Consider the following 15,192-nt stretch of genomic DNA (forward strand, 5'->3'; position numbering starts at 1 on the left):
TCCGTTAGTCTCCTACTTCGCGGGTCCTCCACGTGAGGAACCCACGCACAGTCTACCCAGTACGCCGCTCGCCCTCAGGGAACAGCAGCAGCGGGGCGAGCCGTTGCGGCGTCGTCGTTAAAAAACAGAGAGCACGCCGGTGCCGAGCAACACCACCACAAGCGCGGCCAGCACCAAGCGATAGATCACGAAAGGCAGGTACGAACGCGTGGACACCAAACGCAAGAACCACACGATCACCGCGTACCCCAAAACGAAAGAAATCGCCGTGGCAAGAATCGTGGGCCCGGCCGGAATCGAGGCGTCACCGGCGTATTTGATCAGCTGGTAGAAGCCCGAGAGCAGCACCGCCGGCACCGCCATGAGGAAGGATACCCGCGCCGCCGCCTCGCGGGTATAGCCGAGGAGCAGGCCGGTGGTAATCGTGCCGCCTGAACGCGATACCCCCGGAATCAGCGCGAGAGCCTGCCCGAAACCGAGGAGCAAACCGTCGCGATAGCTCATATCGCGCAGGTCTTTGCGCTGGCTCGCCCAGCGGTCGGCCAACCCGAGGAAAATCGCGAATAGCGCGAGCACGGCCGCGGTGATATAGAGATTACGTAGCGACGTTTCGATGGTGTCCGCGAAAAGCAGGCCGAGGAGGCCGATAGGAAGCGTGCCGATAATAACGACCCAGCCCATGCGCACATCCGCGTCCGTGCGCGCCACCCGCCCGGTCCACGAGTACAACCACTTCCGGATAATGCGCACGATGTCTTTCCAGAAGTAGCACAGCACCGCGGCTTCGGTGCCCAGCTGAATAATCGCGGTGAAAGCCGCACCAGGATCGCCCCACCCGAAAAGATCACCGACAATGCGGATATGCGCCGAAGAAGAAATCGGCAAAAATTCCGTTAGCGCTTGCACGAGCCCAAGAATGGCTGCTTCTAGATAACCCACGGGGACTAAGCATAGCGGGCGGGGCGCGGCGGCGCGGTGAGGCGTCCGGGCGGAACTGGCAGCGCGCCCCGGCGAAGTGCGGCGGCACTAGTGCGGCCCTGGCCCGGTTCTGGTCCGGTTCTGATTCGGCTCTGATTCGGTTCTGGTCCAGCTCTGGTCCGGCGCGGTGGTTTAGAGTGGAGTCATGGATTATCGTGCGGTTGGTGCCAGCGGGCTTCTTGTATCCGCGCTCGGCTTGGGAACGCTCACGTGGGGTCGCGATACCGATGAGGAGGAGGCCCGCGGGCAATTGCGCGCCTTTCTTGACGCCGGCGGCACCCTCGTGGACACCTCACCGGCTTTCGGTGACGGTGCGGCAGAAGCACTGCTCGGCTCCTTGCTCAGCTCTTTTTTCGGCGACGACGCCGCTCGCTCGCAGCTCACCATCTGCACCCGCGTAGGTTTCCTCGATAATCCGAGCGGTCCCAGCTATAGCGTGGCGCGGGCCGGGATTGCACGTTCCCTTGACGCATCCCTCGCCCGCCTCGGCATCGCCACCGTGGATATTGCAGTGGCCGGTGGCCCCGATGGCATCACCCCGGATGAGGAAACTGCGCTCGCCCTGGCCGGGCTGGTGATGCGGGGTAAGGCACGCTATATCGGGGTATCGGGATATGCGCCCTGGCGGGTTGCGGCTATGCAAACCCTGCTGCGCGAACGCCACCTACCTGCTCTCACCGTGGTGGAAGAAGAGTATTCCCTGGTGGAGCGGAGTGTTGAAACAGCCATGCTGCCGATGTGCGAGGCCATGGGGATCGGGCTGCTTGCCACCTCGGCCCTCGGGCGGGGTGTGCTTACCGGGAAATATCGGCATGCCATCCCGGCAACTTCGCGAGCGGCCTCCGATCATTTGGCCGCCTTTGTGGCGCCCTATTTGGATGAGGGACCGCACCGGATTGTGGAGGCGGTGGCGAAAGCCGCCGAGGGCCTAAATTGGAACCCCGCCGAGGTTGCCCTGGGCTGGCTCCTGGCCACCCCGGTGAGCGCCGCCCTGGTAGGCGCGCGCACCGCCAGCCAGTTAACCAGCCTGCTCGGGGGAAACCTCGCGGGTGGCGAAGAGCTGCCTGATCTGGTGATCGAGGCGCTTAACGATATTTCTTAGCCCGTCTTAGGCGCGAGAAGCGGCGGCGTCGGCCTCATCCGCGTCGTCGCCTTCGTCGTCTTCGTCATCGAGGCCGGGGTAATCGTCCTCATCATCCTCATCGTCATCGTAATCGTCGTCTGAATCGTCATCATCGTCGTCCAGATCGTCATAATCATCGGTGTCGTAGAGGTAGTCCTCAGAATCGTCATCATCGTCGTAGAAATCGTCACTATCGCTATCGAAAACATCCAGCGGTGTTTCGACATCGAAATTCGTGAAGATGACGTCATCGTAAATGGTGTAGGCATCCGCCAGCTTATCGGCGGCTTCCAGCACCGCCGGAGCTTCCGGGTCATCAGCGGTAGTAGCCGCCTGGTGGAAATCCTCGAAAGCACCGATGAGACGGTCAAGCGCAGCGCGCGGATTCGTAGCCATGGCCCTAGAATACCCCGAAAGGCAGGTGATTCGCTAACCTTAGCGGCGCTGGAATTCCCGCGATTGGGCTGGATGCCGGGCTAATAGACAAATGGTGGGTCTTATACCGGGAGTTTGCCCTGTCATACCAACGAAAAGTCGGCCTTATTGAGGTCGGGCACCTCAATAAGCTTGCTTCCTTGACATCCGTTGCGTGACATGCCTTGACGGAAAACTCGTTCCGTCCGGGCTGCCATGCGCCACAGCCACGGGGTGGGCAGAGGCGTCAGAGCCGCTTTCTGGGCCGTGTAGGCGCCATAGTGCGCGTTAGAGACACGAAATCGGGGACAAACGGTGCTCTCCCTCGCACTTCGTTTGTGTACCCGATTCGTACGGATCTGATCCGGATCCAAGCCAACGACACGCCGTCATTAGACCCACTTTTTGTCTATTAACCCTGGATGCCGGCCATGCATGCACCCGGACATGCGAAAAGCCCCGAAACATAGATTTCCGGGGCTTTCTCACCGTGCGCGGAGGGGGACTTGAACCCCCACCCTCTATACGAGGACTAGCACCTCAAGCTAGCGCGTCTGCCTATTCCGCCACCCGCGCGGTGATTGTTCTTCAGCACGCCGTGCTGAGCAACAGAGAAGAATCTACCAGGCCAGTGCCCGCTTTTTCAAATTATGCGGCCGGGAACAGGTGTGATTCCACTTACGCACGGCTGGCGCGGGTTCTGGCGCGGGCCGTGCGGGTACCTATAGCGCAGGCCACGCCGGTACCTATAGCGCGGGCCGTGCAGGCACCTTGATTGCGGGCCGTGCTGGTACTTGTTCGGCCCGGCCCGCTACCGTTAAGCCTATGAGTACTCTCTTACCTGATTTTTCGCATGTGACCCCGGCATCCCAACTTGCCACGGTCCTTGATTTGATGGAGCACCAGCGCGGCGTCGTCGCCTCTCTTCTCGAGGTTACCGAGGCGCCCACCGTTGAGAATTTCTTGCGCCCCTTTGAACTCTCCGGCGCAGAGCTTGAGGTAGAAGCCTCGATTTTCTACACCTATTGTTCCTCGATTGGCGGGGCGGAGTGGGATCGGGTTGAGGCCGAGCTCAGCCCGAAGATGACCGCGCACGAGGACGCGCTGTACATGGATCCGCGGTTGTACCGGCGTTTTGAGCAGCTGTGCCAGGCGGATCTGGATCCGGAAACCGCGTATACCGCCCGCGAGCACCTCAAGCGCTGCCAACAATCCGGTGCCGGGCTCGACGAAGCCGCGCGCGGCGAACTGGCCGCTATCAATAACCGCATGGCTGAGCTTTCAACCGAGATCGGCCAGCGTATCGTGCAGGCCGGTCTGGATGACGCGGTGGAGTTCACCGAGGCGGAACTGAGCGGGCTGTCCGCTTCGCAGCGCGAAGGCCTGGCCGGGGAGGCCGCCGCCGCGGATAGCTCGGCCGCTTATCTCGCCACGCTGCGCCTGCCCACCCAGCAGCCGTTGCTGGATAATTTGGACGACGCCGCAGCCCGCGCCCGCCTCCTGGATGCGTCCCTGCGGCGTTGCGATGGTCATGACGCGGCCACCGATACCCGCGAGTCCATTCTGGAACTGGTGCGGTTGCGGGCCCGGGCCGCCAAGCTGCTTGGCTACCCGAACCATGCCGCCTACGTGGCCGCGAATTCTTCAGCCGGGACGCTGGAAAATATCGATGCGCTCCTCTCCCCCATGATGGCGCCCATTGCCCGCAATGTTGCTGCCGAAGCTGAGGAGCTGGCCGCCTTCGTCAAGGAACGCTGGGGGAAGGAGAGCTTCACCGCCAGCGATTGGGTGCGGGCCCAGAATCAGGCGCGCGCTGAAAAGTTCAGCATTGATGACGAGGCCCTCACCCCGTATCTCGAACTCGATAACGTGCTGGAGAAAGGTGTTTTCTACGCGGCCAATAGGCTCTACGGCCTGACTTTCACCCGCACTGAAGAACACGGGTACACCGATGACGTGATCGTGTGGAAGGTTGCCGAAGAGGACGGCACTTTCCTCGGCTACTTCCTGGGTGATTACTACGCGCGGCCCGGTAAGCGCGGGGGCGCGTGGATGCACGCTATCGTGCAGAAGTCCGCGGAGGGCTCCCCCGCTTCGGTCATCTGCAATAACCTCAATATCACCAAGCCGGCTCCCGGCGAGCCCACCTTGCTGAGCTGGGACGAAGTGGAAACTGCTTTCCATGAATTCGGGCACGCGCTGCACGGTTTCCTCTCCGATGTGCGCTGGCCCTCGGTGGCCGGAACGAATGTTCCGCGTGATTTTGTGGAATACCCCTCCCAGGTCAATGAGATTTGGGCCCGGCACCCGCAGGTGCTCTCGCGGTACGCGCGCCACTACCAGACCGGTGAGGTGCTGCCCGCAGCCCAAACCGAGGCGCTTGTTGCGTCGCGCGGCTACGGGGCCGGCTTCCGCATGTGCGAAATCGAGCAGGCGGTGCTTTTGGATCAGGCCTGGCATCGCCTCGGTGAAGCCGACGTGCCGGCAAGTCCCGCGGACTTCGAAGCTTTCGAGGAGAAGGCTTTGCGGGCCACGGGTGTGCAGCATGACCTGGTGCCCCCGCGGTACCGTAGCGCCTACTTCAACCACGTTTTCTCCGGTGGGTATTCTGCCGGGTACTACTCCTACACCTGGTGCGAGGCTCTGGATGCGGATACGGTGGCGTGGTTCCAGAACGACGCCGCACGCGAGGGCGATCTTGGCTTGAATCGCCAGGCTGGCGAGAAGTTGCGCCGCGAGGTGCTCGCGCGGGGTAATTCGCGTGATCCGAAGGAGTCCTTCGCGGCGTTGCTCGGGCGGGATGTGGATGCCACCGCGCTGCTCAAGCGGCACGGACTGCTGGAGAGCTAAGTACTGCGCGAGCCCTGAGCTTGGCGGCCTTTGCAGCACCACGGTGATGCCCTAGGGGCCGCATCGGAGGGCGCCTGAAAAGGCGCCCTGGAGCTGGCGCGAGGCCCGAACTGTGTGGTGGTTCGGGCCTCGCGTTTTTGTAGGCTTGCTGGCCTGCGTACACTAAAGCCATGCAGGAGTTCACACTAACCACGCCGTCGTACTTTCTTAGCGCTCCGCGCCCCGCGGATGAAACCGCGCTGGCCACCATCTGCGCGGACCCGGATATTCAACGTTGGACCACGATCCCGGCCGGCTATTCACGCTCGGATGCCCAAGCGTTCATCACTGAGTTCGCGCCGCAGAAGTGGGCAGAAGGTTCGCCGGTGTGGTTGATCCGCCGCGGGCCGGAATCCGCCCCGCTGGGCTGCGTGCAGGTGGATGTGACGGGAAACGGGCGCGTCGGCCGGCTCGGTTTTTGGGCCGCCAAAGAGGCTCGCAATACCGGGATGGTGACGGAGGCGGTGCGCACCGTCCTGGAATATTTCTTCGATAAGACCAATCTGGCGGCAATGCACTGGGATTGCGAAGTGCAGGGTTCGGATATCAATTGGGCTTCGGCGAAGGTCGCCTGGAAGCTCGGTTTTTCTTTCATCGGTATCCGCCCGGCTGTCACGGTGAATAAGGGCGAGGTTTACGGCTTGTTCCAGGCCACTCTCCAGCGCGGGGATGCCATGGAGCCCGCGCACGCCTGGTTTGGCCCCGGTGAGAAGCATCCGGCTTTTCCCGATCCGCGCCGCCCAGAGGATTTGGTGCGCCAATTCCACGAAACGTACGCGCTTCCTATTGTCACCGACGGGCCGAAAGCGGATCGGCCGCGCCTGCCGATGCGTATGTCCCTTATCGCGGAGGAATTTACCGAATTGGTGACGGCCGCCTACGGGAAGGCGGCCGGTGAACAGGTGAGCGCGGCTTTCGCACGGGCTGTTGATCTTGATGACGAAACCCGAGATATCGTTGAGATTTCTGATGCGCTCGCGGATTTGGTGTACGTGATTTACGGGATGGCCTTGGAACTGGGAATTCCCATGGCCGATGTGCTCGCCGAGGTGCAGGCCTCGAATTTATCGAAGCTCGGGGCGGACGGGCGGCCGATTTACCGGGAGGACGGCAAGGTTCTCAAGGGCCCGAATTTCTTCAATCCGGATATCCCGCGAGCTTTGGGGCTCTCCCCGCGCGATTAGCTCGCACTCCCGTCGTCGTCAATAATGGCGTCTTCAATGTAATCGCTGAGGCTGGCGGAGAGAATCTGTTGGGATAGCACGTCGATCCGTTTGGAGAGCCTGCGCCGTTCCGTAAGCCGCTGCGCGCGGGCCATGGCATCGAGGACGGGGATGGCCCGTTCGATGGAGTCGAGTTCGGCGCGCCACGCCGCGGCTTTTTCGGCAATATCAGCGGTGTTGGCCGAGGCGTAGAGATAGGTAACGTGTTCTTTGAGGATCTCGATACGGCCGCTGAGGCTGTGCGCGTCCCGCTCATTCGGCTTTTTTCCGGCAAGTTGATGCATGCGGTCCTGGAGTTTGGAAGCGATCTGCGGGTTCTCGCGGATGAGGGCGCGCAGTTGCGGTCCGTAACGCGTGATCACGAAAACGATGGCGGGGCCGATCCGACGCGCAAGCCGCAACAGTGCCCGATATTTACCCATAACCTTGTGCCTCCAGATTCTGTGCGGATGATGCTCCAGGTCGAGAGCAACTTCCGTTATCGTATCGATTGTTCGCGGCCGGTTGCGTTCTTTTCGCTAAGAGGTTTTAAGCGACGACGCCGCTGCTTCCGAGCCACCAGCTTTATCGCGCGGCTATCGGAAATCCCGGGAGGGAAGGTTGATCCCGAGCGGGATAGCTTCGATTCCATCGGCGTGGAAAACAGCGGCTCCGCCATCGCGTTCGACCATCCCGCGGATCACCAGGGCGTTCGAGGTGCGCGCAATCTCCCGATAGCGTTCCCATAGCTGCGGGGTGATAAGGACGTTGAGCATCCCGGTTTCATCTTCAAGGTTGAGGAAGGTGATTCCTTTCGCGGTATGGGGCCGCTGGCGGTGGGTAACCAGTCCGGCCACTTTGCACCTGCTTTTTTCAGGATGGGTGGATGCCGCGGTAACCGTGAGAATTCCGCGCGCGGTGAGTGCTGGGCGAATGAATTGCGTCGGGTAGGAATCGGGAGAAATTCCGGTGGCGCGCAGGTCCGCATGGGCCTGTTCCACGGCGGTGAGTTCCGGGAGCTCGGGCACCGCACCGAAAGGTTCGGTTCCGGGGATCGCAGGTTGATATGTGGTTCCGTGTACTACCTCAGCATTGCTCACTGCTTGGGCAATCCAGACGCCTTCCCGCCGGCTCACCCCCAAACTGTCTGTAGCTCCGGCGCGGGAAAGAATCTCGATATCTGCTGTTTTTAGCCGGGCACGCTGCGCTAGGTCAGCGAGGTCGCGGAAGGGCGCGCGGGCGCGGGCCGTGAGGATTCGCTGTATGGCCGCATTCCCGAGGCCTTTGATACTGCTGAGCCCGAGCTGGAGGTAGCGGTGGCTATCCACGTGGATACGCGGGTGTTCCCGTTTCGGACGATCTTGCGTATCGGGTAGTTCTTCCACTCTGGCATGTTCGTGCGAACGCGTGACATCTGCCCGCCGCACCACGAGGTGATGCCGCCTCGCATCGGCAACGAGGGATTGCGGGGAGTAAAAGCCCATCGGTTGCGCATTGAGCAAACCCATATAGAACTCTTCCGGGTGGTGAACTTTCAGCCAAGCGGAAGCATAAACGAGGTAGGCGAAGGAAAAGGCGTGGGATTCGGGGAAACCGAATTCGGCGAAGGCCGCGAGTTTCTCATAGATCTCTGCGCGCACCTCCGGATCAGTTATCCCCTGTTTTTCCATGCCTTCCATGAGTTGACCGCGCAGGCGTTCCATGCGGGCAGCGGAGCGTTTCGAGCCCATGGCCTTGCGGAGCTGGTCGGCTTGTGCGGGTGTGAAGCCCGCGGCGTCAATGGCAATATGCATAAGTTGTTCTTGGAAAAGCGGCACCCCCAGGGTTTTTTCCAGCGCATTTTTCAGGAGCGGGTGCGGATAGGTCACTTTTTCTTTCCCCTGTTTGCGCCGCAGATAGGGATTGACGGATCCACCTTGAATGGGGCCGGGGCGAATAAGAGCCACCTCGATAACCAAATCGTAGAAGCATTCGGGTTTCAGGCGCGGCAGGGTGGCGATTTGCGCGCGGGATTCCACCTGGAACACTCCGACGGTATCGGCTGCTTGGAGGAGTGCGTAAACCTCTGGATCTTCCGAGGGTACATTATGCAAACCGAGGGGCTGGCCGTTGGGTGCGAGAATTCCGCGGCGAGTGAGTTCAGTGAAGCTGATACGCAAGGCGGTGAGCATTCCGAGCCCGAGAAGATCGAATTTCACGAGCCCGGCGGTCGCGCAATCGTCTTTATCCCATTGCAGTACTGTTCTTCCCGGTTTGGAGGCCCATCCCACCGGGCATACGTCAATAACCGGGCGGTCACAAAGCACCATTCCGGAGGCGTGGATTCCCAGATGCCGCGGGAGCTGCTGTATCCGGGTAGCCAGCGCGGCGACACGTTCGGGTAGCCCGGCGGGCTGGGGCTGGGCGCCGCCGCCCGGGCTGATACTTCGATGGTGGAATGCTGATGCCCATTGGTCAATATGGTCTTCCGGGTATCCGAAGGCCCGCGCCACATCTCTGATAGCAAAGCGGGGCCGATAGGAAATGACATTGGCGACCTGGGCAGCACAAGAACGCCCGTAGCGTTCGTACACATGCTGGATGACTTCTTCGCGGCGTGAGGATTCGATGTCGATGTCGATATCGGGTGGCCCCGAGCGCCCCGGGGATAAAAACCGTTCAAAAAGCATGGCGTGTTTCACGGCATCGACCGCGGTAATTCCCAGGGCGAAGCATACGGCGGAGTTCGCGGCCGATCCGCGCCCCTGACACCAAATATTGCGAGAGTGGCAAAAGGCCACTATTTCTTCCACGATGAGGAAATATCCGGGGAAACCCAGCTGGGTAATGACCTCGAGTTCGTGCTCGATCACTTCCCAGGCACGCGGGTAGTCCGCCGGTGTTCCGTAGCGTTCGCGGGCTTTGCGCAGCACCAGTTCCCTCAGCCAGGTGGCTTCGGTATAGCCTTCCGGTACCGGGAACGGGGGAAGATTCGGCTTGACGAGGGAGAGGTCAAAGGCGCATTCTTCGGCGATGCGGGCCGCGGCTTCCAGGTAGCGTTCGCGCCCGCGGTGCAGGATGCGCCAGTCGTGGCCGGAGCGCAAATGGGCTCCGGCGGCGGGAAGGTAGGGATCTATCTCATCGAGGGTGCAGCGAGCCCGGGTGGCAGCAAATATATCGGCAATCGGGCGGTCGGCGGGATGCGCGTAGTGGACGTTTCCGGTGACCGCCGCGCGAACTCCGGTTTCCCGGGCCAGTTCTTCGAGAAGATCGCATCGCTGTGCGTCAAGCGGCCCGGCGTGGGAGGTGAGTTCCACGACGACGTTATCTTTCCCGAAGGTGCTGATAAGGAGGTCGAGTTCTTGCCGGGCGGCGCGGCGGGCCTCACTGCCGCGCTGGGTGTCAAGAATGCGGCGAAGTGTGCTTTTGCGGCAACCGCCGGTGAGGACAAGAATATCGCCATTATTGCGGGCAAGCTGAGCCAGCGTATGGTGCGCGATTCCTTTTGTACCGCTGGCGAGCATGGCTGTTCCGATAGCTCGGGAGAGGTGCTGGTATCCGGCCGGGGTGCGGGCAAGGAACACAAGATGCCCACCTTCCGGATCCGGGCCTTCGCGCGGCTGGGTGCTATCCAGCGTTATTTCGGTGCCGGTGATGGTGGGGAGGCCGGTATCTCGCCCGGCTTGTGCGAGCTGCATAACACCGGGAAAACCATCGTGATCGGTGAGGGCTAGGGCTTCGATACGCAGATCCAGGCAGCCTTGCACGAGGTCTTCGGGCAGGCTGGCTCCGTCAAGAAAACTGAAAGCCGAGTGGGCATGCAGTTCCGCATACGGGACATAGGGAGAGCTAGTGATAAGAGTGGTCATGGCTAGATGTAGCTGGCAGCAAGGTACCAGCGCTCCTGTTCTCTATAGAGAAGTACCGCCCCGGTGGTGGTGACCGCTTGGATATAGGCGCGCCGGGTAGGGTGCGCCCACCAGCGCTGTTCACTCACCCAGGGACCGGCGTAGTCGACTACCGTGAGGGAGCCTTCCACGCCGAAAAGCGCGCGGAGCGATGCGGTAGGAGGACCGGCGCTGCCCGCAGGTGAGGCAGCATGGCCCGCGGGTGAGGCATCGTGCCTTGCGGGCAAAGCCGCGCCGGTGCGGGAAGCCGTGCGGATGGTAGCCGGAAAGGGCCGCTGGCACTCCCCTGGGCAGTGCAGTGCGGTGGTTGCGGCAATAGCAAGTGGCTGCCCGCAGGTACAGAGCACAGCCACCGGATAGGGGGTGCGCAGGAACTGTACCGGGGCGGGTTCGGGCAGCCGGCCCGGCCAGGGAAGCCCCGCCCGGGAGGTATCTACCGCCTGGCCCCAGGGGATTTCTTGTATATCTTCTTCGGGGAGGCGCCCACCCACCCGGCGGGGCACCCGCACGTATTCTTCACCGAGGAGGCTTTGGAGGCGGTGAGCCCCGCGCGCGGCTGCCGCATCGCTGGTGGTGCGCGCACCCCAGAGGGGCGCCGGATGATTGCCCGCGGGGGTAATATCCCGGGCGATCAGCTCTAGTTGGGTAATACCTCCGCGGGTTTCCGCTGGAGCTTCGCTGGCCTCACGCGGCTGTGCTATCCAGGCGGAGATTTGCCACCGCACCCGATCCACCACATCTTCTTGGGTGAGGAGTTCGAGGTGCCAGCTGCGTGTCATTACTTCTCCGGAGGCGACGCTCGCCCGAATATCCAGGCGGGCGGAGCCAGCCGCACCGGCACGCATTTTTGTTTCGAGTTGCCCGGCGAGATTACGCGCGGCAAAAGCCGCGTGTTCCGCGTGGCTCAGGGGCGGATCAAAGGTAGCTACCACGGATATATCACGGGTATCCGAGGTGGCTTCGTGTGCGGGTAGGGTGCGCGCTGTGGCCAGATCCCACAGGTATTGCCCGATATTCCCGAAACGCGTGACGAGGGAGCGCTGCCCCAGCCCGATAACATCCGCGATAGTGGTAATCCCCAAGTCATGAAGTAGTTCCACGCAATCGCGGAGCGCGGGGCGGGTTGCTGACGTTGCGGTAAGAAGGAAAAGCGAGATCGGTTGGCTGGCCAATACTTGTTCGGAAGCACCCGGAGCGATAATGCGCGAGGTGCGCGCCGCCCATAGGCTAGGAAGGGTTCCTTCCGCGATTCCAACCCGGGCCTCACACCCGGCGGCATCAACGATATCCCCCACAATGCTTTCGCATAGGCGTTCTTCTCCGCCTGCGGTGCGTGCCGGGCCCGCGGCTGAAAAGATAACCACTCCCGGTTCCAGCATCGAGAAACGCGCCACTCGATTGGAGATAGCGCGTAGCACCGGGTCGAAGAAACGTAGCTCACGCGCCCCATCCCGTTGAATAACGGTGCATTGCGGGACGAGAGATTGCAGCTGCCGGATGGGCATATCCACCCGGGCGCCTTTCTGCCAGGCCCAGATATTGAGGCTGGCCACCCGGTGATGCTCCACGACCGCGACGGGATTTTCTCTGCTCACAATCCCCGCCATCTCCGCCGCGATAATGGGCCAGTGAGGAACCCAGACTGTTGCCTGGCGCATTATTCCCCACGCCTCCCCCGCGCATCGGTAACCGGTACCAAACGAAGCTCGGTTCCAGGAGCCTGGTCACCCGGGATCCGGCGCTCGGGCACCGCGCGGCGCGAAGCGACACCGTGCATAGCCGGAGCGACCTCATTCAGAACCGGGGCAACCTCATTCAAAGCCGGAGCAGCTTCGCGTGCAGATGGCACCGCCCGCAGGCCCGCGGCCGGATGCCAGCCGGTAGCATCCCACGCAATCCGCAGGCGCGCGCCGCGCGCGGAACGGAGTTCCACGGTGATATGTGCGATATGCCCGCTTCCGCTGGCCGGGCCCGTCACCGATTCATAGCGCGCCTGCACCCGATCCCGCACCTGCCAATTTTCCGCAATAAGCAGAGTTTCCCGGTTACGTGCCCGCTGCGCGAGCCGGCGCTGCTCCCGCGTATCCAGGCGCAGCGCGCTTCCCACAATCACCACGTCAAAAAGATCAATAGCGGCCGAAAGCGCCGCCCCGCTCCGGGCCGGCGGGAGGTAGGGAATAGTAACAATCCGATTGAGATCACTACCTAAACCGGCGCAGGCTTCCCACCCCATATCAGGCATCCCCAGGTAGATGCACCACGCACCTTGCGCACTTACCAGGGAGGCCACCAAGGCCAGCGCAATGCGCGAACCGCTAACTCCGAGAGTCATCCCCGGGGCTAAGCCCCGCGGGAAAAGTTGAGAAATTTCCGGTGGGAGATCCCAGCTGCTCCCGCCCGACTGCGGTTGTACCTGCGGTTGCGAACCGGCTAATCCCACCGCGGATTCCGCACGGGCAAGCGCGGCCCGCGCGGCAGCTAATTTCTGCGCACCCATAGCACCCCCCACAACACATTAGAACGGATGTTCGATTTTACGGTATGGCTTTACTCTACCGAAGGGATACGACACAAAAATCGCGCGCGAAATTCTTGGGCGAGTACCCTGGATGGGTGCTTCATATTGTTTTCTTCGAGCCGCGCATTCCCGGCAATACCGGCGCGGCCATTCGCCTAGCGGCGTGCACCGGCGCCACTTTGCACCTGATTGAACCCCTCGGTTTCGATTTTTCTGATGCGCACCTCAAACGCGCCGGCTTGGACTACCACGACCTTGCCAACCTCGTTATTCACCCGAATTTTGAGGAATTTCTCACCAGCGCGCCCGATGCTCGCATCTTTGCTTTTACGGGGCATACCCAAAATAACTTCGCCGAAGTCTCCTACCAGCCCGACGACTATCTCCTTTTCGGGCCTGAACCAACCGGCTTGCCCGCGCGCGTCGTCGCCCACGAACGTATCACCGCGGCGGTGCGCATACCGATGCTCCCCCACCTGCGGTCTCTTAATCTTGCCAATGCGGCATCCATTGCCGTGTACGAAGCCTGGCGCCAGCTCAGATACCCCGGTGCCGCCCAATTTTCCTAAAACATTTCCGGGCACACCTCAACCCGCTGCCCGCGCGCACCTTAAGCGCGCGCCGCACGCGGCCCCCAAGCTAGCGGCTGCCCACATCCAGGCGATACCCCTCCCGCCGCGCTACAGCACCATAGGACTAGCTATAAACCTTCCTCACGAAGCGCCTGATCGTAGAGGCGCTCGGCTTCGCCGAGGAGTTCCCCGGCGGACATCTCCAGCGCCCGCGCCAATTGGAGCAGCGTGCGTAGCTGCGGATTCGACGGCTTTCCGGTTTTATGATCGGAACGCCCACTTTCTAGCGATTGCAACGTGGTGCGGTTGAGATTGGCGCGCAAAGCGAGATCTTCTTGCGACATTCCCAGGCTTTCACGCCGGTCACGTACTGTTTTCGCCAAGCGCCACGCGACGAGCGAATCAATTTGGGAACTGTCCTGCACCCTTCCACTTTCGTCGTGCGTAGCACCTTCTTTCCACCGGGTATACCCGGCATTAACAGTAATTATTTTCTCAAGGGCCTGCTCTACCTGCCGTTTTGTTGCGCTCGGCTTCCCTCAGTTCTGAGTTTCTTTTAGCTCCGCGCTCCTTTAGTTTCGCGACAATCCCGCGACAATCCCGAGGCACTATCACCGCAGTCCCGCTTCACTTCCGCTCCACTCCCGCTTCACTTTCACCTTAGTCGCGGGTGCGCAGCGCCCAGCAGGCCACCGCGCTCGCCGCAGCCACATTGAGGGAATCCACGTGCCCGGCCATGGGAATAATGACCCGGGTATCCGCACTCGCGACGGTGCGCGCGCTCAGACCGTCCCCTTCCGTTCCGAGAATAAGTGCGACCCGCAAATCCGGGGCGAGCACATCAGCGCGATTCGCGAAATCGTCCAGAGTTTCGGCGTCGTCCTCTAACGCTAAAGCGGCCGTGAGGAAACCGAGACCGTGCAATTTTTCGATACTGCGCGGCCACTCGTGGATCCGCGTCCACGGCACCTGAAACACGGTCCCCATGGATACCCGCACCGAGCGGCGATACAGCGGATCGGCGCACGTATCGGTCACCAGCACCGCATCGACCCCGAGCCCCGCGCAGGAACGGAAAATAGCACCCACATTTGTGTGGTCCACCAGTCCTTCTAGAACGACGACGCGCCGCGCGCCGCGCCCCTCGCGTGCCTCCGCTAGCAGCGTTGCCACATCGGCCAATTCCGGGCGGTGCATCGCGGCCAGGGCGCCCCGATGGACTTTGAAACCGGTTACTGCCTGGAGCATCTCATCGGTACCCACGTAGATGGGCACTGCCGCTCCGTCCACTTCCCAGCCGCAGCGCTCCAAGCAGGCTTGCAAATCCGGGAGCCAGCGCGGGGAGGTGAGGAAGGAACGCGGCTGGTGGCCGGCCTGCAAAGCCCGCTCAATAACTTTCGTTGATTCGGCCATATACACTCCGCGCTCGGGTTCGAGTAAGCGGCGCAGGTGCACATCGGTGAGCCGGAAATAATCATCAAGTTCGGGAGCGGCAACGTTATCGAGGTAAATCAACACATAGCAAGCGTGCCACCACGCCGGTATCGGATACAAATGGCCGGGGCCGCCCCGCGCGTTGTGCGCAGTGGGCGGCCCCGGTCAATTATCG

The 15,192-nt window shown here is 61.8% G+C and carries 12 protein-coding genes and 1 tRNA gene; 4 read left to right on the forward strand and 9 right to left on the reverse strand.

The annotated features are described in order from the left end of the window. Positions 1 to 117: 117 nt before the first annotated feature. On the reverse strand, positions 118 to 939 hold the full coding sequence (locus ACRQFC_RS05170; RefSeq protein ID WP_087070752.1) for an undecaprenyl-diphosphate phosphatase: 822 nt from the start codon (positions 937 to 939) through the stop codon (positions 118 to 120). A gap of 184 nt (positions 940 to 1,123) precedes the next feature. Between ACRQFC_RS05170 and ACRQFC_RS05175 the strand changes: the two genes are divergently transcribed. Then, on the forward strand, positions 1,124 to 2,080 hold the full coding sequence (locus ACRQFC_RS05175; RefSeq protein WP_435734651.1) for an aldo/keto reductase: 957 nt from the start codon (positions 1,124 to 1,126) through the stop codon (positions 2,078 to 2,080). Positions 2,081 to 2,086: 6 nt separating this feature from the next. Here ACRQFC_RS05175 and ACRQFC_RS05180 read toward each other — a convergent pair whose 3' ends face one another. Together ACRQFC_RS05180 and ACRQFC_RS05185 are read right to left on the reverse strand one after the other, a co-directional pair. Continuing rightward, the gene (locus tag ACRQFC_RS05180; protein ID WP_087070750.1) at positions 2,087 to 2,497 is read right to left on the reverse strand and encodes a hypothetical protein; all 411 of its coding nucleotides are present in this window, start codon (positions 2,495 to 2,497) and stop codon (positions 2,087 to 2,089) included. 509 nt (positions 2,498 to 3,006) lie between these two features. Continuing rightward, positions 3,007 to 3,091, reverse strand: a tRNA-Leu gene (locus ACRQFC_RS05185). 249 nt (positions 3,092 to 3,340) lie between these two features. On the opposite strand from ACRQFC_RS05185, the gene ACRQFC_RS05190 reads away from it, so the two are divergent. Both ACRQFC_RS05190 and ACRQFC_RS05195 read left to right on the forward strand, forming a co-directional pair. Then, complete coding sequence (locus tag ACRQFC_RS05190; RefSeq protein WP_234984498.1) at positions 3,341 to 5,365, forward strand: M3 family metallopeptidase; 2,025 nt, start codon at positions 3,341 to 3,343, stop codon at positions 5,363 to 5,365. A gap of 170 nt (positions 5,366 to 5,535) precedes the next feature. Then, positions 5,536 to 6,588, forward strand: coding sequence for a GNAT family N-acetyltransferase (locus ACRQFC_RS05195; RefSeq protein ID WP_087070749.1), 1,053 nt, complete (start codon positions 5,536 to 5,538; stop codon positions 6,586 to 6,588). Here ACRQFC_RS05195 and ACRQFC_RS05200 read toward each other — a convergent pair. The 4 genes from ACRQFC_RS05200 to imuA' all read right to left on the reverse strand — a co-directional run bounded on the left by ACRQFC_RS05200 (position 6,585) and on the right by imuA' (position 12,990). After that, a complete protein-coding gene (locus tag ACRQFC_RS05200; RefSeq protein ID WP_180948616.1) occupies positions 6,585 to 7,049 on the reverse strand; it encodes a hypothetical protein in 465 nt (154 codons plus the stop codon). The two genes, ACRQFC_RS05195 and ACRQFC_RS05200, sit on opposite strands and share 4 nt — an antisense overlap. Positions 7,050 to 7,202: 153 nt before the next feature. Continuing rightward, positions 7,203 to 10,454, reverse strand: coding sequence for an error-prone DNA polymerase (locus tag ACRQFC_RS05205; protein WP_087070748.1), 3,252 nt, complete (start codon positions 10,452 to 10,454; stop codon positions 7,203 to 7,205). A 2-nt stretch (positions 10,455 to 10,456) separates the two neighbouring features. Then, positions 10,457 to 12,151: a Y-family DNA polymerase gene (locus tag ACRQFC_RS05210; RefSeq protein WP_087070747.1), complete on the reverse strand. Its 1,695-nt coding sequence runs from the start codon at positions 12,149 to 12,151 to the stop codon at positions 10,457 to 10,459. Beyond that, complete coding sequence (imuA', locus tag ACRQFC_RS05215; protein WP_087070746.1) at positions 12,151 to 12,990, reverse strand: DnaE2-dependent mutagenesis accessory factor ImuA'; 840 nt, start codon at positions 12,988 to 12,990, stop codon at positions 12,151 to 12,153. The genes ACRQFC_RS05210 and imuA' overlap by 1 nt, the downstream gene beginning before the upstream one ends. Before the next feature lie 116 nt (positions 12,991 to 13,106). Between imuA' and ACRQFC_RS05220 the strand changes: the two genes are divergently transcribed. Continuing rightward, a complete protein-coding gene (locus ACRQFC_RS05220; RefSeq protein ID WP_087070745.1) occupies positions 13,107 to 13,580 on the forward strand; it encodes a tRNA (cytidine(34)-2'-O)-methyltransferase in 474 nt (157 codons plus the stop codon). A 131-nt stretch (positions 13,581 to 13,711) separates the two neighbouring features. On the opposite strand, the gene ACRQFC_RS05225 is transcribed toward ACRQFC_RS05220, so the two are convergent. Both ACRQFC_RS05225 and ACRQFC_RS05230 read right to left on the reverse strand, forming a co-directional pair. Continuing rightward, complete coding sequence (locus tag ACRQFC_RS05225) at positions 13,712 to 14,008, reverse strand: helix-turn-helix transcriptional regulator (protein ID WP_051278575.1); 297 nt, start codon at positions 14,006 to 14,008, stop codon at positions 13,712 to 13,714. Between the two features lie 235 nt (positions 14,009 to 14,243). After that, the gene (locus ACRQFC_RS05230) at positions 14,244 to 15,101 is read right to left on the reverse strand and encodes a TrmH family RNA methyltransferase (RefSeq protein WP_087070744.1); all 858 of its coding nucleotides are present in this window, start codon (positions 15,099 to 15,101) and stop codon (positions 14,244 to 14,246) included. Between the last annotated feature and the right edge of the window lie 91 nt (positions 15,102 to 15,192).

It is taken from the genome of Actinotignum inguinis (genome assembly GCF_051265835.1).
Lineage (GTDB): Bacteria > Actinomycetota > Actinomycetes > Actinomycetales > Actinomycetaceae > Actinotignum > Actinotignum timonense.

Coding starts and splice junctions, on each gene's coding strand:
- ACRQFC_RS05175 (WP_435734651.1), top strand. CDS start 1,124: ATGGATTATCGTGCGGTTGGTGCCAGCGGGCTTCTTGTATCCGCGCTC.
- ACRQFC_RS05180 (WP_087070750.1), bottom strand. CDS start 2,497: ATGGCTACGAATCCGCGCGCTGCGCTTGACCGTCTCATCGGTGCTTTC.
- ACRQFC_RS05190 (WP_234984498.1), top strand. CDS start 3,341: ATGAGTACTCTCTTACCTGATTTTTCGCATGTGACCCCGGCATCCCAA.
- ACRQFC_RS05195 (WP_087070749.1), top strand. CDS start 5,536: ATGCAGGAGTTCACACTAACCACGCCGTCGTACTTTCTTAGCGCTCCG.
- ACRQFC_RS05200 (WP_180948616.1), bottom strand. CDS start 7,049: ATGGGTAAATATCGGGCACTGTTGCGGCTTGCGCGTCGGATCGGCCCC.
- ACRQFC_RS05205 (WP_087070748.1), bottom strand. CDS start 10,454: ATGACCACTCTTATCACTAGCTCTCCCTATGTCCCGTATGCGGAACTG.
- ACRQFC_RS05210 (WP_087070747.1), bottom strand. CDS start 12,151: ATGCGCCAGGCAACAGTCTGGGTTCCTCACTGGCCCATTATCGCGGCG.
- imuA' (WP_087070746.1), bottom strand. CDS start 12,990: ATGGGTGCGCAGAAATTAGCTGCCGCGCGGGCCGCGCTTGCCCGTGCG.